Below are 24,628 nucleotides of genomic sequence, written 5' to 3'. Positions count from 1 at the left end.
TACATTGAAATTATATTATAGCTTGTAAACCTTGTCAATATATTACTTTTTCTTGCTAATATATATTTTCGATAATATAGTTAATATAATACACAAAGACAGTTCAGTTGTTTATTATTACCATATACGCTCTAGCTTCAATCATTAATTTATAAGCATCTAAAATCTTCAAATATCAATATTTTGTAACATCTGTAAATTGAGTTCCAAAATATAAACTCTATGATTTATTCTTTTTAATCAAGCTTGTGCCTAGCATTTTTTCAACTAATTCTAAGTAATCTCCTTCATACTTTATACTATTGTTACAAATCAGCAAAGCTATACCATGAACCATGCTCCACATAGCCAATATTGCCCCGATTTGCTGCTCTTTATCAAATCCATTTTCCTCAAGATATTTTTGTGCAACATTCTTGAATACTTCAAAAGAAGTTTCTTCATGCCCTATAAACTCATTATTCTCAATCTTAATAGCCTTATCATTATTTGAAAGAAACATGAATTTTAAATATTCAGGATTCTCCACCATAAACTGCACATAAGCCTTCCCAATCTCTACAACCTGAATTTTAGACCCAGTTACATTGGAGCTTACTGATTCTTCAAGTTTCAAAGTAAAACTATTCCACACCTGGTTGTTTATAGCCTCTATTAACTCATCTTTATCCTTAAAATGCTTATAAGGTGCTGCATGACTCACTCCACACATAGCCGCAACTTTCCTTAAAGAAAAATCCTTTATTCCAACTTCATTTAAAAGGAATAATCCATTTTGTATAAGAGCTTCTTTTAGGTCTTTATGATGATATGTATCCTTACTCATTGTTTCCTCCTAGCACTTGAAGTATGTACCTTCATAAAACTGTACAAATATTAAAGTGTTACATCTTTATAAGTATATCATTTGATGTTTTCATTGTAAACTTGCGATACTATACATAAATCGCCAGTAACACCAGTTAATCCTTTCTTATATAATATAATGAATAACTAATATTAAAGGATGTCTTACCTTGATTATTACTCCAGATATAAATACATTACCCAGTATAACAAAAAATGGAATCAAGTATTTTGAGTTAGTTGCTGAACCAGTTAAGCAAGAATTGCTTCCTAATCTCTTTATTAATGCGTGGGGATATAATGGAAGCACTCCTGGACCTACGATTTTAGTTTATCCAGGTGATATAGTTAACATCAGAGTTTATAATAATCTTCCAGAACCAACCAGTATTCATTGGCATGGTCTAGATGTTCCTAACAATATGGACGGAGTACCTGATGTAGAGCCTACTCCAAAAATACAGCCTGGTAGCTATTTTGATTATAGATTTAATATAGTTAATCCTCCAGGAACTCACATGTATCATACTCATTTTAACAATAGTCACCAGGAAATGATGGGACTATGTGGAGGTTTAATAATCTTAGATCCTACACAAAAGTCCAATATAGACTATGACTATTTTATTATGCTTCAAGAATTTCACTTAAAAGGTCTTGAAATGGGTACGATTAGATCTGGCCTATATGATATTGAACCAATGTCTCATGATTTCAACTTTTTTACTATGAACGGCCGTTCCTTCCCTTTCACAACATCAATGACTACTAGTTTAAACAGTATAGTTCGAATAAGACTTGGCAATATTTCTATGAACGCTCATCCAATACATCTTCATGGCCATCAATTTTTAGTTGTTGCATCTGATGGTAATAGTATGAGTTATAATAATTATCTCTTAAAAAACACAATCCATGTTGCGCCTGGTGAGACATGGGATGTAATATTTAAGTCTGACAACCCTGGCATTTGGCCATTCCACTGCCACATTGCCCACCACATGTCAAATAATATGACAAAATCAACTGGAGGAATGTTTACCACCATTAAATATGAAGATTAACTATAATAGCGAGCTTTTACCATTTAACTTATTATTTCATCAGACTAAAATAAAGTTAGGCCTAATTACTGGTCTAACTTTATTTTTATTTATAAAATATTTTTTATAAATTATATTTTTGTATCATTTTACAAAGTTTTAAAATAACTCAACGAAACATTGATAGCTGTAAACGTTAATACTATAATTTCCCTATATAGATTATTAGAAGGAGGTTTTAATATGAGTCAGTTTGAAAGGCTTACTCCCTTATTAAAAAGTTTTGTAGAAAAAGGTCCTGCTGGATGTTCCTGTTCAGTGTCTCAAAATGGAGATCAGTTATATAGTAATTTTGTAGGATTTTCAGATTTAGAAAACAATGTACCAATATCAGAAGAAACTATATATAGAATTTATTCAATGACTAAAATTGTTACTTGCGTTGCTGCACTTACTTTATATGAGAAAGGCTTATTTCTTCTTAATGATCCAATTGGAGAATACCTACCCGAGTTCAAAAACTCTATAGTCCATAGATACACTCCTTATGGAGCTCTATACACTTCACCTGCATCAAGACCTATAACTATAAAAGATCTTTTTACAATGTCATCTGGCTTAACTTATCCAGGCGATAACATAGAAACCGCTCGTTGTATCACAAAAGTAGAAAAAGACCTTGCAGAAAGATTTTCTTCTGGCGAAAAATATGATATTAGAGATTTTTCAAAAGCGATTGCAACCGTGCCACTAGCTTTCGATCCTGGAACTCATTGGCAATACGGTTATAGTCATGATATCCTTGGTGCCTTAATAGAAGTTGTATCTAATAAAAGACTGGGAGAATTTTTTAAAGATAAAATTTTTGATCCTCTAGAAATGAAAGATACTTTTTTCAGAATTCCAGAAGATAAACTCCACCGACTATGTAGCCTCTACAACCGTTCAGAAGATCGAATCTTAACAAAAATCACTAATATGGATGCAAATTATAAACCTGATGCTATTTTTGAAAGTGGCGGTGCAGGTCTATTGTCTACTTTAAGTGACTATAGTCGTTTTGCTCAGATGCTTGCCAATGGTGGTGAGCTAAACGGAGTTAAAATACTTAGTCATAAAACTATTGAACTTATGTCTACAAATCATCTAAGTCCAGAACAACTATTAGATTTTGATTGGCCTTATCAAGCTGGTTACGGGTATGGGCTTGGAGTAAGAGTAATGATAGACAAAGCAAAAGCTGGTTCAAATAGTTCCCTAGGAGAATTCGGTTGGTGCGGAATGGCAGGCACTTGGGTTATGATAGATCGTAAAGAAAAACTCTCTGCTGTTTATATGCAGCAGATGTTCCCTAACTTCGAAGAATACCATCAGCCAAGACTTAGGAATGTCATATACGGTTCACTTTAATCAATGTAATCTAATAGTTTATGTAATGCCATCCTCAACTGTACCAATACAGTAGTAAACTTTAGCAATTGAAATGTCCTTATTTATATAATAAACTTAGCTTGTAAAGCACCATAATAAATAAAGTTTATATATCGAAGGAGGGCATGATGTTTTTTAAGTTTATAAGTATAATAGCAGCGATTTTAACAACGGTTTCCTTTGTTCCCCAAGCAGTAAAAACAATAAAAACAAAAGATACTGCAGGTATATCTTTCGTTATGTATCTTCTTTTTACAATTGGTGTATTTTGTTGGTTAATCTATGGTGCTTACATAAAAGATATTGCTATAATAGCAGCAAATGCAGTAACCTTGGTTTTAGCATCAATAATATTAAAATATAAGTTTGATAATGTTCGAAAATTTAATGAAAGTTAATATAGCTGTATCACTTCGATCCGAAATCTATTTTTAAAACTCTCATTGGTTCTGGTGAGAGTTTTAAAAATAATAAGTTTTATTATGAAGTGGTACATCCATGTCTCTTAGTATTTTGATTTCCCTTTATTTAAATATATAATGAAAATAAAAAAGTAGCTAAAACCTTTAGCTACTTTTTTAATCCCCAACTTTAGTTAGCATATATTTTGCTTATTATTCTATTGATCTATTCAATATACTTATTGATGATTTTTACTGATATTTAAATAATTTATGCTGAGGTTGTCTCAACCATTCTCTGAATTACTACACGATTCTTCCATTTTCCTCTTACAAATCTAATGAAATATAATATTCCTCTAACTACCCAGTCTATGAACATTCCCATCCATACACCTGCAAGTCCAAAGTGTAAAGTGACTCCTATGAAGTATCCCATAGTAACTCTAAAAGCCCACATACCTATAAACGACGTAATCATTGTATACTTACCATCACCTGCACCTTTAAGTCCCGATGGTAATACAAAAGAAATTGCCCAAACTGGAGTAAAGATAGAATATAGTCTGCAAACATGAGCACTGAGATTAACTATTTCTTGATCACTAGTATATAGTGAAGGAAGTATTCTTGAAAAGGGCAAAACCGCCAGTGCCATAATTGTTAAAGCAACTGTTGCAAGTTTAGTGATATAAGCTAGAGTTTTTTCAGCTTCCTTACTATCCCCTCTTCCCATGTATTGACCTACCAATGCTGTAGCAGTAACGCATAAAGCATTTCCAGGTATATTTATCATCCCACCAATTGAGTTTGTTATAGAATTTGCAGCTATAACCGCAGTTCCCATATTAACAATATATATTTGTGTTATTAACTTCCCTCCGTTAAATACCAAAGATTCAACGCTAGCCGGTAACCCAACTGAAAATATAGGAGTAAGCAAGCCTTTATTAGGTTTGAATTTCTTTATTTCCGTTAACTTAATAATCTTTGATCCTCTTAATAAAACACTTAATACAAGCAACGCACCAATTACTCTAGCTAAAGCTATGCCTATTGCTGCACCTGTGACCCCTAACTTTACTATATTTATAAAAGAAAAAGTAAAAGCAACATTCATAATGTTCATGAAAATAGTTATTTTCATAGGCGTTTTAGTATCTCCTGCTCCTCTAAGTATACCATTGCAGATTAGATCTATTGTTATAAACGGATAAGTTAAAAGTGTTATAGATAAGTACTTATCTGTTGAATGCATAACCTCATAATCTACAGATCCGAAAAGAAGCTTTATTAGTGGTTCTTTAAATAAAAACATTAGAAGTGTAATGATTAGCGTTATAAATACTCCAGAGTACAATGCTTGTTTCATAGATTCATTTGCCTTTTTCGTATTTCCCTGTCCTATAAATTGGGCTACTACAACCATTCCTCCAATTGCTAGTGCTGAAAAGAAAGCTATAAAAATATTGTTTACTGAGTCTACCATACCAATTGCTGATACAGCTTCTTTTCCTATATGGCCTGCCATCATGGTGTTTACCATTCCCATAGACATTACAAATAATTGCTCCGCAAGAATTGGCAGTGTCATAGTGATGATATCTTTACGGATAAACTTCATTTTGTCACCTACGTATAAGACCACTGCGCGAAATATAAACAATAAATATTTATAAGAATCTACTTATAAATATTTATTACCCAATCGCCAAGTTCCTATATACGCCTTTCTAAATAGAATTAATCGATATAGATGTACCAGTTCGAACCTATTTGTTTATGAGAATATAGTTTTTAAATATACATTCTGTTCTGAAGTGTTTATATAGCTTTATTACTCACTCTTGTGATATAAACACCACTTTATTATTATAACTCCTACTGGCAATATAAGAATACTTTTCTTATTACTTTTTATTAAAACTGTATTAGAGCAGTTTCACCGATAAACTACTTTAATCTAAAACCTTTTCTTGAGAAACTATTTTCAAGTAAATTTTATTTATTAATAATTATTTTTTATTCATATCCAACAAATGTACAAGCTATGCTATAATTTGTATATAATAATTTTGTTTGGAGGTGAGCTATATGATTAGTTTACTGTTTGTAAATGCTACCATTCTTATAACATTCTTATTTCTCGGCAATCAATTGTTTGAACATAAGAATATTAACTTTGAAGACAATACCACTATAAAAGATAAGATATTATTAGGACTCTTAACAGGCTTTGTAGGATGTGTTTTAATTTTTTACGGCATTACCATATATGATAAGATACACTTAGATTTTAGGATAATAGCTATGATTGTTTCATCAATTTATGGAGGTTTTTTATCTAACCTTATAACTACAATTATTATAGTGATATTCAGAATTGGTTATTATGGTATCAATGAGGCTTCTATAGTAGGATCCTTAGGCTTAATTGTTTTATTATTAGCTTACAGCATTGTATACAAACTTAAAGTTAACTACAAATTAAAGTTCCTCCATATGACTTTACTAAATCTACTGTATGGAATAGTAGTTTTTTCAATACTTATCTCAAACTATACTTTCCTCTTCATAGTATTGAAAAACTATATAATTAGCAATATTATTGTATGTGCCTTAGTGTACTACATTTTAAATTATATAACTAAAATTAATACTCTTAATAGAAAGCTAAAATATGAATCTACTAAGGATTTTCTTACTGGACTTAATAATGTAAGATCTTTTGATAATATGTTAAATCACCTCATACATAACACTGTTGAAAAAAATGAACATTTATCAATTCTTATGCTAGATATAGATTTTTTTAAAAAAGTAAATGATACCTACGGTCATTCGTCTGGGGACTTGGTTTTGAAGCAGTTTAGCGATATACTAATGAATTCTTGCAGAAGCTTCGATATAGTTTCTAGGAATGGTGGTGAAGAATTCACCGCAATTTTACTTGATTGTAATTGTAAGCATGCAGCCGAAATTGCAGAACGGATAAGAAAAAATGTAGAAGAAGCCTTATTCACAATTGAGGACAATAAGCAAATTCATGTAACAGTTTCTATAGGCGTAGCTTCTTATCCTGATTCAGTAGTTAATATCAATAATATCTTGGATGCAGCTGATGATGCTTTATACCTTGCAAAGCGTACAGGTAGAAACAAAGTCTGCTAGACTTAAAGAAAAAAAGACCATGCACATAAAGGAACTTGCTCCTTTACTTGCATGGCCTTTCTCATATTTCTATTTCTATTATTAATCATTAAGTTCAGCATTTTCAAACATTTTCTTACTTCTAACTATAAATACTAATCCAACTATTGCAAAAATACATAGCAATCCTTCTATAGCTGCAACACTAGTTATAATCTTAGATTGATATAAAGCTGGCGCAAGATCAACTAAAGCATGAATTAAAATTGCTATTAGAAGGTATATATTCTTTCTTTGCTTTATTCCATATAAAACTACAAAAGTAAGAGCTATTTGAATTATAAATGCAAATACTCTCTCAGCTCCGCCAAGTGCTACCCCTGCAGCAGTTGCATTTACTACAGAGTTCTTCACAGTATCTGCAACAGATGAACTCTGGCCTTTTAGTAATACTCCTAGTGTACCTGAATTTACAGCTAGCGCTATAACTAATGAATTGACCATGCCTAATCCACCTAACAATATTGCCTCTATTCCTCCATGACCTATTGCATAGCCTATACCATCTTTCCACTCTCTATTTTTTTTAAGCAGAGTCTTAAACATTACAAAACGTCCAACTTCTTCAAAAACTCCAGCAGCAAGTGCTCCATAAATACCAAAACCTAACGTACCCACTGTTAATATTTTAGAGGATATCACCGCCTTATGCATAAACTGCTCTAGTACTAAGCTAAATAACACAAACCCTAATATTCCTACGAAAGTAGTTTTTATAGAGAAATGCTCTTTTACCTTAAAGAAGATGAGTGTTCCTATAGGAACTACAAAACATAAAACCATAACAACAACTAAAGAAATAATCACACTATTACTTACCATTACATTTACCCCTTACTTTAAAATTAATTAAGAAAATATCAAAGGAAATATACACATTGCCAGTATTAAAATTATAAATCCAATTGATATGGCAATGGCAATCTTATTGCCAAAGTTTAATGTCCAACCAACACCAAAACGTTTTTCTACGAAAAGCGAAGGATCATTTGGGTTATAGTATATTGATCCAAGCTTCCAAAATATATCATCATCTATATTACTAACAGTATTATCGATATCTTCATTAGTTGAAGTTTTTAAATTACTTCCTCCTTGGCCAAGTTTAAAAGTTAAGAATATCGGTACAAAAATTATCAGTACAAAGGCAACTATCAACACTGGAGTTATTTTTGCTAAATTAACAGAAATTAGATTTAATGAATTTAAATTAAATACTGTTATTAAACTAGAAATTACTAAAGTTAATGAAAATAACATGATTGAATTAAATCTTTTAAATTTATATAATTTTTGTGATGAAGACATAGGCTGAGCTACATCGATCTTGTTTTTACTAATTGCAATAGAGTAGTTAGCAAAAGCTAATATACCTACTAATATTACCATCATCATCCCATTTGTTATTACTGCCCCTACAGACTTATCGATGAAGTTATCTGCTACTCCATATATATTCCAGTGGATTCCTATTTTAGAAGGAAGCTGATCATATTTCATCAATGGTAATATTAGATTACAAGCCGCTATTATTGCAGGTATTATGAACCAAAAGGATGATAGTACTGCAGTATTTCTCAACTTTTGTGACATTTCTGTATTTACATAAACCATCTGCTTTTTATTTGCTAGCAAGTTATTTTTAGCTTTATAAGCTTTAATTCTACTATTAGCTTTTAAAAATATTAAAAAATACACAAAAATTATAATAAAAACTACTGCTACTAAAATTGCTGGATTATTAAAAATAGTATTCTGAACTACAAAATATAGAACAGCAATAACAGTAGTGAAAATTGTAATATTTGCATAATAACTTTTGGTAGCTGCTTCAATCTCTTTGTCTTTGGCTCTATCTAGTGGTATTACAATTCCAAATATTATATCCTTTCTAGTCATTTTAGGAGTAAGCAAAAACGTAACATACAATAATCCTATAACTAAAGCAGACATTAAATTCATAATAAATAAATCACTCATAAACAAACCTCCTTAAGGTTCACTTCTCATATTCATAATATAATTTTTTACATTCACTAATAAAATCTTCCTTAGAAACTCCAAAACAATGAGCTTGTGCAATAATGTTCTTTAATTCTTCCTTCAAAGAATTTGTAGCCTTTTCATTTTGCTTTATTGGAATTGCATTAACCACTGCACCCTTACGTCTATCTATTGTTACAAAGCCTTCATCTTTTAATAAGTTATATCCTTTATTTACTGTATGAAGATTTATACCGATATCTTCTGCCATTTGACGAACTGACGGTAAACTTTCTTCTGGCTTAAGCTCTCCACTTGCTATTCCATGGACAATTTGATTCTTTAATTGGAGGTATATAGGTACTTCGCTTTGAAAATCTATCTTTATCAGCATTCTGCACTTCCTCTCATTTTTAATTATACAAGTTATATTTGTTATATATAATATATAACAGATATAACTATAAATCAATATACTATATTCGAAATAATAATTTTTTTTTATTTTTTACTGTGATTATAAAAAATGTGCATACTCAATCTGAAGTCTATTTTAAAACTTTCACAGCTTCTGGTGAAAAAACTTAAAAATATGGCGCTACTAAAGCGTCCTGTTGAAATATGTAAGATATACTAAAACAAAAAAATGTTGCAAAACTATTTCCTTAATAGTTTTACAACATCTCCCTTTACTTAGAACTATTATTTTTGCAAGTATTCCATACTTCTACTCATACGATTAAACCAATTCACAGATTTGTTGTCTTTATTAATTATATTAGAAATCCCACCGTGACCATTTAGATAAACTGTAACTGCATTTTTGATCTTTACATTCTTTTTATCTGGCATCTCAATGGCACTATCAAGCTTAATGCCACGATTAATGATATAACTATAAACCCCTAAACCGTAGGCTTCATGTGAATTTACCTTATCACTAACCTTATAGGATGCATATCCTTTAGTCTTACCATTCATCCAGCTAGCCTGATTTGGTGCATCATACGGGATTTCACTTTGATAAAAATAAGTTTTTCCTCTCTCACCATTCCATATAGTTTGATATTTATGAAAATGCTCAACCATAAGTGCATATAAGGTGACATCATTACCATTTACTATTACTCCATTTGAAGTGATATTGGTATCCCAACCTACACCTTTTCCATGATCTGCACGCCATACCCAAAAATGATCACCAATCACATAATCACTATTTATCTTTAAACACACCTCAACCTTGCCTATATCTGCTCCTCCAACTCTAAAGAACAAATCACTTAGCACAATTGGATTTGATGAATTGTTATTAGATTCACCTTCTTTTCCAACCTCTAGCAATACCAAAGATTCTACTGTTCCAGCATCGAAAAGTAACCCTGAAACATTTACTCCTTCAACATCGTCAATAGACATAATCACTACACCATTATCAGCAAGCAAAGTTGCAATTCCAATACCCAATATTATAGTATCTTTCTTCCTTATGTTTATAGTTTCATCAATATGATATATTCCTGGAGTAAATAGTATATTTTTACCTTGCTCAAGAGCACAATTTATATCTCTTGCACTAGTTCTTTTTGAATAAGCTATATAAAAGTTTTCAAGAGATACTTTCTTACCTAAAACCTTTCTTTCCTTCCATGTAGTCCCTTTAGTCTCTCTTTGAAACTCAGGAACAAATACCTTATAATCTCCATCGGCATCTATCATTAAAAATGGTTTTTCTTTCATAACAGGAGCAGCCTCAATCTTAGTAAATGGATGCTCTGGCCATTGTCCTTCAGGTGGATTAGTATCTCCTACAAAAAACATATTATATGAGCTTCCGTTCCATGTCTTAAATTCATTATTTCTTGAAAACCACTGCTGCTGTGTCCCTGAAATTATCTCTCCCTCTATCAATGAATCAGCTAAAAATCCTCCGCTTGACCATCCTCCATCATATAGGGTTAAATCTCCTTTTATATATACTCTTCTTAATGGTGACGCCTGAGATACTGCCCACTTAGCAACTCCATTGGTTGGTGTTATACTAAGGTTTTCACATACTCTCCAAAAGTTACAAAGGGCATTACCATTACTCCAAGCAGCATCTACCTCTATTGAGCCTGTTACGTTTACATCATAAGGTGTCTCCCCAATTCCTGCTACTTGCGTGTAAAACCCAACTTTCATATTTAAGTCATATGAACCAGGTTTAAAGAAAATAGCATATCTTTCTTCACCAAAATGATTAGCTTCCTGAGCTCTAAATATTTTATCGCATATATCTTGTATATAATCTTTTGGCATTGACTCGTCAAATATATAAACATTTTCACCAAAGTTATATTTATCTTTTAATTCATTTGAATTATTCTGTAGTATTTTTGAAGCAGTCATAATATCTTTATTCATTCTTCCCCTCCTCTTAATAGCCAGACTTCCTAGATTTATATCTAGTTCAATATTCATTCTATATAGATACGCCTTTATTCTAAGGCATCTTATATTATCTTCCTCATATACTTCCATAAATAGACATTGTCAACTGGTCATTAAATATATAAACTGAATTTATAACCCTATCATTAAGCAATGATAATTATCTTATATTGAAATATTACCATGTACCATCTAAATTTTAAGGTATATATTATTTAGAAACAGTGTTATATTTTTGGATTTACTGTAAATACGTAGTAATAACTTTTGCATAAATTAATAATATTTTTGAAAGGTGATATAGTGGATTTAAAAGAGAAAATTAAAAATCTCCCCTCATGTTCTGGAGTATATCTTATGAAGGATTCTCTAGATACAATAATTTATGTTGGAAAATCTAAAAATTTAAAGAGTAGAGTTTCATCTTATTTTACAAATTCAAAATCACATTCTCCTAAAGTTGTTAAGCTAGTGAAAAACTTAAAGGATTTTGATTATATTATTACAGACACTGAATTTGAAGCATTTATGCTTGAATGTAAACTGATAAAAGAAATCAAGCCTATTTACAATAAATTGATGAAAAGCCCAATATCATACTCCTACATAAAAATTGCTTTAAATAGTAAATATCCAGAAATATATCTATCTGATACTTACTCTATTAATGATGGAAATATGTATTTTGGCCCCTATACAAGTTCTAATAAAATTGAAAGAGCTCTTCTGGGATTGAAAGAACATTATAAAATTTTGTGTAGCAATAAATTCAAAAGTTCTTCTGCCTGTATAAATTATTCTTTAGGATTATGTATGGGTATCTGTATGGAAAGCTTTCCTAAAGATAGTTACTTATCAACTATAGATAAAATTATATCTTTACTTAAAGGGAATAACACAGGTGTAATTGAAGAAATAGAGTATAAAATGCTTGATGCAGTTAATAAATTAGAGTTTGAAGCTGCTGCAAAATATAGAGATTATATACAAGCTATAAATTATATTGTAAACAGAACTAATATGATCAACTACATGGAGTTAAATAGAAATATAATGCTCATAGAAAACTTGGACAAATCCTCCATAAAATTTTTCCTAATTAAAGATAATAAAGTTATTTTTAATGAAAAATTTAGTCTTCTCCCAAACAATCAACTAGTTGATCAACTGATTAAAATTACATTAGAGCACTTTAGCAATGTTAGCTTAAATAACTCAATTTGTTTTGATAAGAATGATATAGATGAAGCCCAGATAATTTTCAGTTATATACAAAATAAATCAAATAACTGCAGATACTCTATTATAAATACTGATTCTTTCTCTATAGATTTTGAGACTAACATAAACAGGACAATCTCTAACCTGCTTGCTTTAAACAGCTAACAATGTCGATATGCACCGTCTTGAAATTAAAAGGCTATTCATACTATGCTTTTAGAGTTCCTATATCGAAACTTAATTTATACTTGTTCGAAAATCCCGGCTTCTGGGGATCTTCAGGTATGTATAAATTAATATTTGAGTTAGGAACTCTATAAATATAACCTATAAATTAAATAAGCTGTATCCTAACATATTGCTATGATACAGCTTTCTAAACCCTTGTATAAATTACAGGGAACATTGAGTTTGTCTCACTATTAAGCTTGTCTAAAGAACATTAATTTATGCTTGTTTGAAATCTTGTTATTATAAGATTTTCAAATATTCATAAATTAATGATTAAAATAGAATAAACAAATCAAGATTTACTAATCTTATTTAAAGTCTTTATTAATAATAGCAAACAACAGGTGTACCTACTTGAATATTTTCATATACAGCTTTAGCAAGATAAAATGGTGAATTTACGCATCCATGAGAACCATTTGTCCTATATAAATTGCCTCCAAATGCACTTCTCCAACTTGCATCATGTATTCCTATGCCTTGATCAAAAGGCATCCAATAGCTAACAGGAACATTGTAATCTTGTCCTTTTAGGTTAGTATTTCTTTCTTTATATTTTATATAGTAAACTCCTACTCTAGTGGAGTGGTTTTGGCTTATATTACCTGTAACTACATCTCCTTCAACTACCAATTTACCATCTTTATAAAACCATAAGTGCTGCTTTGACATATCAACTTCAACATAAGTACTACCTATATCATTATTATCTCTTGAGACACCTTTTATTGTATAAGCAGGCTCTTTAGTTTCAGACTTTCCTTCTTTTATATCAGAAATTATAGCTTGAGCTTCCTTTGCATTATTAATGGACCATCCATAATCGCCACCACTCACTTTTATCTTATTTCCAAGTGTAGTAGCGAAATCTCTAGTTTTGCCAACTGTATCATAGGTATTAGAGAGCTTAGAAACATACTCTTTTACCTTACTTTCATCTAAAGAAACATTTAAATTGTCATCAAGCTTTATCCAACTGTTTATTGTAGCACCATCTAAAACTTCTGTACTTTTTCCAAAAGTATAAGTAATTTTTGAAGCCACATATTTGTTAAGAGTATTTTTAGTATCAATAACTTTTTGTGAACTTGCGGTAATTTGAGGTTTAACATAGCAATCTGTACTCTTTAAATCTATTATTTCATCGCCTTTAAGAATTGCATCTGAGACAATACTATATAGTTTATCCTTATTGATTTTGTTACCATTAACCTCGTTTACAATATTATAAGTTCCATTTTCATATTTAAAACTTGCATTTTTAGGTTCAACTATATTGCTGCTTTCAAAAAAAGATAGGCTATCTAATTTCTTCTTTAACAGTTCCTTATCAAAAGAAACTGCTTCTGAAATTTTATACTCTTTTGAGTTAAAAACTGCTACTACCCAGCCAAATGGGTTTTCTTTGTCTTTCAAGTTTTTTACTTGTCCATTTGAATTATACTTTAATCCAATTTCATCTGCAGTAATCTGTTCCTTTTTGCTATTATCTGATTCTAACTGCAACGTATAGGCTTTAACCGTAGATGGCATTTGCTTTTCTACTTCTTCTACAGTTTTTCCTGAAACACTAATACTATCAATTTCTGAACCAAAGTAGAAATGATTCCTAAAATATATGGTCATACCTAAATATATTACAAGTAGAGCAGTAAGAGAAATTATGCTACCTATCAAAATTTTATTGCGTTTACTGTTATCTTTTTCCGTAATACCATCTCCTTTTATAATCGCAGCAAAATTTAGTAATGAAATTTTAACTTCATGCCCCCTCTCTAAAGTCATATTTCATTCTATGTTCAATGATTAATTTTTAAGACTATATTGTTTATGATAAATGTAAAATTATTGATACAATTTTTTCTACAAAAATCTCTTACTATTAAAATAAATGTGCCACTTATAATACTTTCCACTTTTCCAAACATAAATCACCTTATAGATAAAAAAACACTCTTTTTCCATATTATTGTAAATTTTCACTAATTTATTATATACCTCTCATTTAATACAATCAATAAAACTTATGTATTAAGGCATAAAATTTACAAGTGACATAGAGCAAAATGAATACGATATATATTAATACGAAGATTAATATGTATAGATACTATTTTGTAAAAATTTTCATAATAATTTTTTACAAAAGCTCTAAATCTTCAATAAAGCTTAAGTTTACTGCTGATGATAAAAACTCTGCTTTTTATGCTCAGCTTTTTACTGATTTAGGATTAAATTACTTGTCTGATGACTACACAATCCAATGATGTTATATTTAAATTGAAGATAGATTATTTTTTATCTTCTCACTTAAATTCAAATGATTTTCCTTTTATTAAACATAGAGTACTTGCAGGTATTTTTAATTCCGCCTCATAATCAAGCATTACAAAGCAACTGCCGACGCTTTTCTATACAGAAAAAAATCACTAATACTTTATTAGTGATTTTTTTCGTAGCTATCTTTTCTAAACATGAGTTAAGAAATTCAGGTCTGATATTAAGTTTTATTTTTACTTCTATAAATATAAACTACTTTATATTTGAATCTATCAAGATAAATATTCGTAGATTCATGGAAATCTTTATTTGGAGTCTAAGGATTAAAGTAGTTTATCTGTTCAATTGAAGTATTTCATCTTTATATATCATTTCTATCTGTATTTAGTGACATAAGTTCAGAATAAATTTTCTTTTTATCTATATCACTTATTATTTCTTCAGTGTATTTTTTAATTGTTTTCACTAAATGGATTGTATACACAACATTAGTATTGGATGTAACTTTCAAATCAACATTAGTTGTAAAAGTTACAATTGGAATGTATCTTAATTCGCCAAATTCTTTTAGTATTTGTTGTAGAGCTTGTATATGCTTATTATTTTCACATATAGGATTCTGTAATTTTTCCGTCTTTACATGAAGTCTTTGCTGCCAGCTTTCATCAAACTCTCTTCCAATGATCTTCCCTTTATAATTTTCAGCTTGTATTACAAAAATACCGAAGTTCGATACAACAATATTATCTATTTGTATAGTATTTTCCTCTAGTTTTAATATCAATTGATTAATTATCTCGTATTTACTCTCATCCAATCCAGATAAGTAAAATTCAACTGACTTTTCACCAAGGCGGTCTTTAATCCTCGGCATAAAAAGATCTAGTATCAAAGCTAAAATCATTAAAATCCATAAGTACCAAAATTTCATTAATAGTTCTACTAATACGCTCATTATTATTTCTCCCTTTACCAAAAGTAATCAAATATAAATTAGACGCTCTAGACCCTGTTTAGGTATCAAACTTTTGATAATACTACATTAATTATAATCTATTGGTAAGACAACTTATCCTATTATATTCTCAAATTGACTGTCAGTACAATATCCCTTAACAATATCTTATCAAAAAGTTCTAGGATAGGACATCTAAATAAAATTAATAACATGCAGAAACTTAACAGACCTTATATTGACCGCTTAAATGCAACTTGATATAATTTAATTAGTGAATACACTTGCAACAAGGACACCTCAACTTTATCATAACGTTACATTTCTTTAATTCCCTTTTCTTTTATATTTATTTTCTTATTTTTCTTTTCAGAAAGGAGTGATTATGAAGACTCTTTAATTATTGAAATAACTTAACCAAAATCTACTTTTATTTCTTTTCTATATATGTATCTTTCAAATCTAATAAAATTAAAGGATGTGTTTTAAAAATGGGTAAACATGTATTTTCTAAAAGGCTCCTAGCTTTAGCTGCTGTAGCATTATTATCAGTTGGTATTCTGAAACCTGTCAATGCTTCTGCAGCCTCTATAACTTCAGGAAAAACTTATAAATTAATTAATGCTGGTAGCGGTAAAGCACTTGACGTTTATGCTGCCGGAACTGCTAACTATACTAATGTTGATATCTTCACAGATAATGGAACTGATGCTCAGAAGTGGACAATATATTCTAACTCTGATGGCACATATAAACTTCTAAATGTAAATAGTAACAAGGCTCTTGATGTTTATGCTGCCGGAACCGCTGATTACACTAACATTGATATTTACGATGACAATGGTACTGCTGCTCAAAAGTGGAGCATTGTAGCTAATAGTGATGGAACATATAAACTTATAAACACCAATAGCAAAAAAGCTCTTGATGTTTATGCAGCTGGAACTGCTGATTATACAAATGTTGATATTTATTCAGATAACGAAAGTGCCGCTCAAAAGTGGAGAATAGTGGAAACTGGAAGCAGCACCGGAAATGGACAAACCTATACTAATCAAGATTTTACTGCTTACACCTCTCCAGTAGGAGGAATTACGGCTTCTGGAGTTTCTCCAACTCCTTATACTACCTGTGCTGTACATCCATCAGATAGATCCAATGCTTATTCTGCACCAATATTTCCATTCGGTTCAATAATCACTACAAGTAGTCCTCTTTACCTCCCTGGCTATGGAAATAAAAGTTCCTTTGTTGTACAAGATAAAGGGGATTTAGCCTTCCAAAAATCTCAATACTGGATTGATATATTCTTTGATTATGAAAATAACCCTAATGCTATTCCAAATGCACAAAACTTTGGGAACCAGAAGATTAGTTATAGTATTAGTAAGTAATAACTAGCTTATAGCTTTTATATTGTATCTCTAAAAATATATAGGGTTGACTTCTCATAACTTGAAAAGTCAACCCTAGTTCTTATATTGTATACTTACATATAGATATTTCATTTCCATTATAAAAAACACATAAATAACCTATCTAATATTCTATCTAAATTAAAATTTAATCAGTATAATATAATTACTTATTTAAAGATAATTATCAGCTTTTTTCAACATTAAGCTCGTGCAATTTTCCTTAATTATCTCATAAACCTTATTGCATACATTGTTAAACTCTTTAACCATTTTTTTCGATAAGCTCAAACTAAAACATATCTGATCTACTTCTATCCCTATAATAAAACCGCTTATATTGAATTTAGAATTTTTAATTTCTGAAACTAAGCTTCTATTATGCATAAAGGATGAAGAACTGATATATCGTTCATTATCATCTAATGGAATTAATGTAACAGATCCACACTCTATACCAAAATAGGTACTATCAATTATAAATATTAAATCATTATCTACTAAACAGTCTAGTGCAAAATCTAAATCAGTTTCTGCCTTTATAAATTGTATATCTAAATCTAATTTTCTCAGCTTATGTTCAATAACATTAATTATCTTCATTGGAATTCCATCATCGCACATTAATATATTCCCGATACCTATAACTTTAATCATACAAGCCTCATAACAAAATCATTATATTGATCACTTATTACATGAGTCGCACAGGAAACACATGGATCAAAGGACCTTACTATTCTTCCTATTTCAGAAGGGGCTTTAACATCTTCAATATAGGTTCCTATTAGTGCCTTTTCTATAACACCCTTATTTCCCTTAGAGTCTTCTGGCGATATATTCCATCCAGATGGTGTTATTATATTGTATTTACTAATTTTTTGATTAGCTATGCTAATCCAATGTGCTAATGCACCTCTTGTAGTATCTCTAAGGCCTGCTCCTTCAGCACTTTGTGGCACCTTCCATATCTGTTGAGTAGCTTTTGAAGGCTTTATCATCTCTAAAAGCCTTTCTATTATATCGCATATTATCTTAACTTCTATAACTCTAGCTGTAACCCTATCTAATGTAGATACGCCGTTAGTATACTTTCCATTTATCCACAATCTGGCAAGTGGCCCTACCTCCATTGGCATCCCATTATATCTTGCTGCCTTAACCCATGTATAAGCATCTTTCTTATTAGTATCAGAAGATATACTTCCACCCCCAACAGAACTTGGGCTATAGGTATAAACAGAATCCTCTTCTATTTTTGCAGGATCAAAATCATATCTTATATTATTTATCATCACGCCACTTTTAACATATGTCTGGGGTTCATTGAAACTATTATCAAAAGCTCCATAACTCATAAAATTGCCATAACCTTTTCCGTTCTTGAAATCCTCACCGTAATATCTTGAAATAATATTAATATCATCTAACATTACATTATTAATAAAATCTTTAATGGATGCCAGTATAGATTTTAATTCTATAATATCTATCACAATAACATTGGCTGTAACGCCTCCAACAAAAACTCCATGACTATGAGGTGCTTTTCCACCTAATATAGCCAGCATCTTATGTGCATCTCTACTATATTTAAGAGCTTCTACATAATGATTACTTAACTTTGTATTTAAATCCTTTGGTAATTTATATTTTCGCCCATTATTATCGTTTACTGGGTTCATATCTATTTGTACATAGTCCGGTATTGTAAATTGATAAAAATGTCTTATATGATTTTGTAAAAATTCACATCCATGCATTATCTGTCTAATCATACTTCCATTCTCATCAGGCTGAACTTTTAACGCATCTTCCAATGCAAGGGCAGATACAAATCCATGAGCAGTAGAACATATACCACATATTCTTTCAGTGAAATAAATAGCATCAAAAGGCGATCTTCCTTTTAACATTTCCTCAAATCCCCTAAACAAAAACCCATTGTTTCGGGCATCAATTATAACATTCTTATCTATAGTTACTTCAATTTGCATAAAGCCACTTATTCTTGTGATAGGATTTATAACAATTTTTTCACTCATAACTTTTCTCCTGATTGAAAATTGATAAAAGGCTCCATCTCATCTGGAAATCCTCTGTTTACGCATCCAATACAAGGGGTATTATCTTCTACAGGCCAATTGACTCTATCATTCCACTTCCTTAAAGCGCAATCCGCCCTTGTTATTGGACCTCTACACCCTAATTGATACATACATTCTTTGTCACCTAGCTGTTTTGCAAATATTTTCTTATCAAAATAAGATCTTCTTGAACAATGAGTGTGTATAGTTTCTTCATATAAAAATAGTGGCCTATATTCTGAATCTAATTGTGGCAATCCAAATGATATCAAATGAGCTATAGTACTTATCACCCATCTAGGATTTGCAGGACATCCTGGAACCCTTATAATCTGATATGATTGATTACTTAGAAATTCAATAACACTCTTACTTGAAGAAGGATTAGGCTTGGCTGCAGAAATCCCCCCATATGAGGCACAGGTACCCACTGCCAAAATATATTTTGCTTTCCCTGCAGCTAGGGTTACTGCTTCTGCCCCAGATATAATCTTCCCATTATAGTTTGCTACCATATTATAAATTCCAGAGTCTTTAGAAGAAACTGCCCCTTCTACTACCAATATAAATTCTGTATCTAAGGTTTCAAGAAATTTATCAAACGCTCTTTGCCCCTCAGCTCCCATGATGCTATTATTGTAGGTCATGTTAACCATTTCAGATAAGACATAATAAACATCTGGTGTCGCTGCATCTAAAAGCGAAATTATATTTCCCGAACAGCCACAGGCTTCTAACCAAATTAGGTTTATCTTTTTTATTTTATTATTTTCTAGCCTCTTTAATGTAGATGTTATCAGTTCTCTTTGACATATCTTTCTTGACAATTCTACCTCTCAAAAATATAGCTTTTGGTAAATTCTATTCTTTTATAATTATCTTTATACTCTTAAAGCTGTTTTTTATATTATTATTGAAATAAAAAAGCCTACCACTCGCTGGTAAGCTTTTTTTTATTTACTTGTACTAGTACTTGTATCTGTAGTCTGTGCATATTTACGAATTATAAAAATTTCAACTCTTCTGTTCTTGGCTCTTCCTTCAGCTGTATCATTACTATACTTAGGTCTATATTCACCATATGCTTGTATAGAAATCTTATTCGTACCTACTCCACCTGAGTTAACCATAAAATTCATAACATTTATTGCACGCATTGCGCTTAAGTCCCAGTTTGATCTAAACTTACTAGTACTTATAGGCACATTATCTGTATGACCTACAACCTTAATTTCATTATCTAATCCGCGTACCATTTTTGATATTTCAAGAAGTAATGGATTTACGTTTTGTAATACTTGTGCATCACCTGAATTGAACAATGCTGCATCCTGTATTGATACTTCTAACCCTTCTTTATTAACCTCAACTTTAACATTATCAGCATATCCTTTACTTTGGATTTCTGATTCTAAGCTTTGTTTAAGTCCATTCATCGTATCTTCTTCTTTTTGAGTATTGGATTTCTCTGCTGAAGTCCCTGCGTTTGCCGCTTGCGATTGAACAACTGCAGTTGCATTAGTTCCACCTTCAGACATCACAGAAGATCCACCTGAAAATATAACATTAAACTCGGCACTAAGTTTTTCAAGCTTTTGTGAATCTACTTTACTCATAGCAAACATAACTATAAAAAGTGCCAATAGGAGTGTAAGCATGTCCGCATACGGTATAAGCCAAGTTTCATCTACATGCTCTTCATGATGCTCTTTTTTCTTTCTCATCACTTATCTCCTTTACTTTTCAGCATTTGCACTAATAACTTTTTCTCTTTCCTTTGGTTCTAACATACCAATCAATCTAGCTTCAATACTCTTAGGGTTCTTTCCAGCCTGAATAGCTAGTATACCTTCAAGTATAATTTTCATTGTACTTATTTCTTCATGGGACTTTCTTTTAAGTCTAGATGCAAATGGATGACAAACAACGTATCCAAAGAAAATACCATAAAGTGTAGCAACGAAGGCTCCTGCTATCATATGCCCTAGTTTTTCTGTATCATTTAAGTTACCAAGAGCTCCTATAAGTCCAACAACCGCTCCTAAAACTCCTAGTGTAGGTGCTGAGGCACCTGCTGTAGTAAATACCGAAGCTCCTGCCCTATGTCTTTCTTCTGTTCCATCAATTTCAATTTCTAATGCTTCAACAATATCTGCTGGTTCTACACCATCCACAACCATTTCTAAGCCTTTTTTCATAAATTTATTTTCCATAGCTTGTACAGTGCTTTCAAGTGCTAATAACCCATTTTTACGAGTTGTTTGAGCCATCTCTACTAATTGTTTTATTATTTCTGCAGGGTCTTCCTTTCCTTCGCCTTTAAAAAGTTTTCCAAAAATTCTAGGAATGTTAAGAAATTCCTTTTTAGGAAAAGAATTCATCACCGCTGCTGTTGTTCCTACAAGAATAATTATTGCTGCTGCTGGATTTAATAGTACTGCTACGTTTGCCCCCTTTACAATCATCCCTACGACAACTGAAAGAAGACCTGTTACAACTCCTATGACTAGAAAAATATCCAAGATTCCATCCTCCTCGTAAAATTACTGTTTCGACATATTATTGTTTTTTTCGCAAGTTTCATAAATGTATCATATCATAGTAAATATTAATTTAGAACTACCAATCAATAAATGGACTTATGTAATATATAACAATAATAATGTTTTGTTTCATTACCATCCAGTCAACTATATAGGTTACCATATATTGAATAACCCTTAATCCATACATTTCTATATATCCTATTTTACACTTACTTCAGTAAATTTTAACTATATATAATTTTCAATATATAAAAAGCATCACTTTTTAGCGGTGCTTTTATAGTATTTCTACTATTAAATTTTTCGTGTAATATCAGCATTACTTTTGCTATTTCATAAAAATTCATATCAAAGTTTGTCATTAATTTCTGCTTAAAAAGTTAAATTTTTCAGCTTTTACTTATAAAATACTTTATCTATATAATTCTAACATATTATTCATCGTACTTTCAACACACTTTAGTATCTTTTGTCGATTATTGTTATTTATGCTATTATTTTTAATCACCTAAAATTAGAATAACTATTAAGGTTGTTCTTGATATATAAAGATAGAACACTTCATATTTATATATCAAAATATGAAGTGTTGCTTTATTTGATTTAACATTATCTTTTATTTATAAAATCTTCCCTATACGGAGTAAACACATCTAATAATACTCCTTTTTTAATACACTTACATCCATGAATTACATTAGGAATCTTGTATAAGGTATCACCTTTTTTAACAATATTTCTAATCCCACCAATTTCAAACTCAAACTCTCCTTCTAATACATATGAAAGCTGAGTATGTGGGTGGCTATGAAGTGTTCCCACTGCTCCTTCTTCGAAATGCACTTCAACAGCCATTAGTTGCTCACCGTATGCTAATATTTTTCTCTGTACGCCTTCTCCTGCTGGTTGAAATTCACACTGATCTGAATATACAAAAGCCTTGTTCATTTTTATTCCTCCATGTCCATGTTTAGCGCATATTAAGTGCTATGCGCTAGTCATCTTTATATCTATAAACCTAAATATAGTAGAATATTTAAGGCTTGTATCCTTTATAATTATAGCATGACTTACTTGTTTTTCTTTATATTTTATAATGAGGCTTGAAGCTTATTTACCATAAAGTTCTTCACTACATTTCAGTAAATTACCATAATCTCACCTTATTTAATCCTATTGAATAAAATTTTAAAAGAAAACAGACACCCTCTTTCGAGAATGTCTGTTAACACATAGGATTACTTTCTTAAAACCATCCAACTCATAACATGATGAATTGCAAATCCATCAAAACTTGAGTTTCCACTATAGCTTATATAAACTTTATTCAACTCTTGATTCATACAAGCTCGTCCTTCTTCATAAAAGCTTATAAAATCACCTTCACTAGATTTCTGAGTTTCGACTCCAACTGTAACTTTAGTGCCATATAGCTTACCTAATCTTAGTTCTTTAGAAACTACGCTAATTATCCCATTTGTTCCTGCTGCAGTATCTCTGTAAGCCATTATAACTACATTTTTTACATTCTTTATTATCCACTCAGCTAAGTTACCAGTTCCATATTTAGTATTGTAAGTTACACCATCGAACCAGAATGGTACATCTACAGCTAGTTTTATACCTAGTGCATTAGTCTTGCTAACCGCATCTAATAATAAACCTTGATAGTTAACTATAACTCCATTCATATTTTGGTTATATTGTGTATTTAAATATGGTTCAACATCCAAGTGTACACCATTAAATTTTTCATTTATTAATGCAGAGCTTTGATACTTGGTTAACCAATCAAAAAGTTGTTGTTGCTTATATGCACCGTTATCTGATGCCCAATCTGGAGCTCCATGTAATGCTTGTACACTTATACTTTTTGCAGCTGCCTTTCTAATGAAGTTTTTATAATAATCAAGTTTTAAGCTATAATTGACTTGAAGGTATATGTTCTTAACATTGTTAGTTGCCGCAAAATTAAGTATAGTATCTGAATTGCTTACTATCTGCTGTGTATCCCACAACCATGTTGAATTTTGCGTACTTGTAGTTTGTGTAACTACTGGTGTCTTAACACTATTTTTATTTGCTGCAAGTGCTTGAGTTGGGATAATTAAAGATACTGCCATAAATAGTGCTAAGAAAAACTTTGATTTTAACATATAAACTCCTCCTATCGAAAGCCGGGAGGGTCCTAAAAGGAATCCTGGCAACCTGGCAACCATGCGGTATATAACCGTTTAGGCCCATAGCTTTGCGTCTTTGCCTTTCGGCAAATTTGCCTTTTTCAATTATATTTTTGTTTTACCACGATGCATTTATGTAAAATTTTAACGCATAACAATTATTATTATCTTTTTATTAATTATTTGCTTTATGTATTAATATTCAAAATACTAAGCACTCCTAATTTACCAAAAACTAATTATCATTATGCATTATAGCTTTCTATAGCACCTGTGGTGCTTTTATTATATCCCAAACAATAAAACTTGGTAATAAATTTCAAGCATAAATATACTGGTCTTTTAAAGGTTCTTTTGTAATATTAG

The 24,628-nt window shown here is 30.8% G+C and carries 21 protein-coding genes and 1 riboswitch; of the genes, 6 read left to right on the top strand and 15 right to left on the bottom strand.

Features of this window, described 5'->3' with window-relative positions; all coding sequences use genetic code 11:
- Positions 1–220 precede the first annotated feature (220 nt).
- Complete coding sequence (locus tag OCU55_RS16635; protein WP_261853418.1) at positions 221–826, bottom strand: TetR/AcrR family transcriptional regulator; 606 nt, start codon at positions 824–826, stop codon at positions 221–223.
- Between the two features lie 190 nt (positions 827–1,016).
- On the opposite strand from OCU55_RS16635, the gene OCU55_RS16630 reads away from it, so the two are divergent.
- From OCU55_RS16630 to OCU55_RS16620, 3 genes are all read left to right on the top strand, one after another.
- A complete protein-coding gene (locus OCU55_RS16630) occupies positions 1,017–1,910 on the top strand; it encodes a multicopper oxidase family protein (protein ID WP_261853417.1) in 894 nt (297 codons plus the stop codon).
- A gap of 222 nt (positions 1,911–2,132) precedes the next feature.
- Complete coding sequence (locus OCU55_RS16625; RefSeq protein ID WP_261853416.1) at positions 2,133–3,299, top strand: serine hydrolase domain-containing protein; 1,167 nt, start codon at positions 2,133–2,135, stop codon at positions 3,297–3,299.
- A 149-nt stretch (positions 3,300–3,448) separates the two neighbouring features.
- Positions 3,449–3,718, top strand: coding sequence for a SemiSWEET transporter (locus OCU55_RS16620; RefSeq protein ID WP_261853415.1), 270 nt, complete (start codon positions 3,449–3,451; stop codon positions 3,716–3,718).
- 274 nt (positions 3,719–3,992) lie between these two features.
- Here the strand turns inward: OCU55_RS16620 and OCU55_RS16615 are convergent, their stop codons facing one another.
- Positions 3,993–5,345 (bottom strand): MATE family efflux transporter, encoded by a 1,353-nt coding sequence (locus tag OCU55_RS16615; protein ID WP_261853414.1) that lies wholly within the window; start codon positions 5,343–5,345, stop codon positions 3,993–3,995.
- A 470-nt stretch (positions 5,346–5,815) separates the two neighbouring features.
- On the opposite strand from OCU55_RS16615, the gene OCU55_RS16610 reads away from it, so the two are divergent.
- A complete protein-coding gene (locus OCU55_RS16610; protein WP_261853413.1) occupies positions 5,816–6,892 on the top strand; it encodes a GGDEF domain-containing protein in 1,077 nt (358 codons plus the stop codon).
- A gap of 81 nt (positions 6,893–6,973) precedes the next feature.
- Here the strand turns inward: OCU55_RS16610 and OCU55_RS16605 are convergent, their stop codons facing one another.
- From OCU55_RS16605 to OCU55_RS16590, 4 genes are all read right to left on the bottom strand, one after another.
- Positions 6,974–7,753 (bottom strand): YhfC family intramembrane metalloprotease, encoded by a 780-nt coding sequence (locus OCU55_RS16605; RefSeq protein ID WP_261853412.1) that lies wholly within the window; start codon positions 7,751–7,753, stop codon positions 6,974–6,976.
- Between the two features lie 27 nt (positions 7,754–7,780).
- Positions 7,781–8,911 (bottom strand): DUF1648 domain-containing protein, encoded by a 1,131-nt coding sequence (locus OCU55_RS16600; protein ID WP_261853411.1) that lies wholly within the window; start codon positions 8,909–8,911, stop codon positions 7,781–7,783.
- A gap of 19 nt (positions 8,912–8,930) precedes the next feature.
- Positions 8,931–9,308 carry a GntR family transcriptional regulator gene (locus OCU55_RS16595; protein ID WP_261853410.1) on the bottom strand — a complete coding sequence of 126 codons (378 nt, stop codon included), beginning with the start codon at positions 9,306–9,308 and terminating at the stop codon, positions 8,931–8,933.
- Between the two features lie 308 nt (positions 9,309–9,616).
- Positions 9,617–11,320: a sialidase gene (locus OCU55_RS16590; RefSeq protein ID WP_261853409.1), complete on the bottom strand. Its 1,704-nt coding sequence runs from the start codon at positions 11,318–11,320 to the stop codon at positions 9,617–9,619.
- Positions 11,321–11,650: 330 nt separating this feature from the next.
- On the opposite strand from OCU55_RS16590, the gene OCU55_RS16585 reads away from it, so the two are divergent.
- Complete coding sequence (locus OCU55_RS16585) at positions 11,651–12,733, top strand: UvrB/UvrC motif-containing protein (RefSeq protein WP_261853408.1); 1,083 nt, start codon at positions 11,651–11,653, stop codon at positions 12,731–12,733.
- Positions 12,734–13,123: 390 nt separating this feature from the next.
- On the opposite strand, the gene OCU55_RS16580 is transcribed toward OCU55_RS16585, so the two are convergent.
- The gene (locus OCU55_RS16580; protein ID WP_261853407.1) at positions 13,124–14,584 is read right to left on the bottom strand and encodes a L,D-transpeptidase family protein; all 1,461 of its coding nucleotides are present in this window, start codon (positions 14,582–14,584) and stop codon (positions 13,124–13,126) included.
- 856 nt (positions 14,585–15,440) lie between these two features.
- Positions 15,441–16,034, bottom strand: coding sequence for a nuclease-related domain-containing protein (locus OCU55_RS16575; protein ID WP_261853406.1), 594 nt, complete (start codon positions 16,032–16,034; stop codon positions 15,441–15,443).
- Positions 16,035–16,525: 491 nt separating this feature from the next.
- Here OCU55_RS16575 and OCU55_RS16570 point away from each other — a divergent pair, with 491 nt between their 5' ends.
- Positions 16,526–17,428: an RICIN domain-containing protein gene (locus tag OCU55_RS16570; protein WP_261853405.1), complete on the top strand. Its 903-nt coding sequence runs from the start codon at positions 16,526–16,528 to the stop codon at positions 17,426–17,428.
- 195 nt (positions 17,429–17,623) lie between these two features.
- Here the strand turns inward: OCU55_RS16570 and OCU55_RS16565 are convergent, their stop codons facing one another.
- From OCU55_RS16565 to OCU55_RS16535, 7 genes are all read right to left on the bottom strand, one after another.
- The gene (locus OCU55_RS16565; protein WP_261853404.1) at positions 17,624–18,106 is read right to left on the bottom strand and encodes a hydrogenase maturation protease; all 483 of its coding nucleotides are present in this window, start codon (positions 18,104–18,106) and stop codon (positions 17,624–17,626) included.
- Positions 18,103–19,494: a nickel-dependent hydrogenase large subunit gene (locus OCU55_RS16560; protein ID WP_261853403.1), complete on the bottom strand. Its 1,392-nt coding sequence runs from the start codon at positions 19,492–19,494 to the stop codon at positions 18,103–18,105. Before OCU55_RS16560 ends, OCU55_RS16565 begins: the two co-directional genes overlap by 4 nt.
- The gene (locus OCU55_RS16555; RefSeq protein WP_261853402.1) at positions 19,491–20,363 is read right to left on the bottom strand and encodes a hydrogenase small subunit; all 873 of its coding nucleotides are present in this window, start codon (positions 20,361–20,363) and stop codon (positions 19,491–19,493) included. The genes OCU55_RS16560 and OCU55_RS16555 overlap by 4 nt, the downstream gene beginning before the upstream one ends.
- A 126-nt stretch (positions 20,364–20,489) precedes the next feature.
- Positions 20,490–21,260 carry a flagellar motor protein MotB gene (locus OCU55_RS16550; protein ID WP_261853401.1) on the bottom strand — a complete coding sequence of 257 codons (771 nt, stop codon included), beginning with the start codon at positions 21,258–21,260 and terminating at the stop codon, positions 20,490–20,492.
- Positions 21,261–21,272: 12 nt separating this feature from the next.
- Entirely contained in the window at positions 21,273–22,058 is a 786-nt protein-coding gene (gene motA / locus OCU55_RS16545; RefSeq protein WP_261853400.1) for a flagellar motor stator protein MotA, read from the bottom strand.
- Between the two features lie 633 nt (positions 22,059–22,691).
- Positions 22,692–23,030, bottom strand: coding sequence for a cupin domain-containing protein (locus OCU55_RS16540; protein ID WP_261853399.1), 339 nt, complete (start codon positions 23,028–23,030; stop codon positions 22,692–22,694).
- Positions 23,031–23,320: 290 nt separating this feature from the next.
- Positions 23,321–24,238 carry a hypothetical protein gene (locus OCU55_RS16535; RefSeq protein WP_261853398.1) on the bottom strand — a complete coding sequence of 306 codons (918 nt, stop codon included), beginning with the start codon at positions 24,236–24,238 and terminating at the stop codon, positions 23,321–23,323.
- A 43-nt stretch (positions 24,239–24,281) separates the two neighbouring features.
- Positions 24,282–24,369, bottom strand: a riboswitch (cyclic di-GMP riboswitch).
- Between the last annotated feature and the right edge of the window lie 259 nt (positions 24,370–24,628).

The organism is Clostridium folliculivorans, from assembly GCF_024341905.1.
Lineage (GTDB): Bacteria > Bacillota > Clostridia > Clostridiales > Clostridiaceae > Clostridium_AR > Clostridium_AR folliculivorans.
Note: the sequence above shows the minus strand (reverse complement) of the source record. Positions and strands in the feature narration are given on the sequence as shown.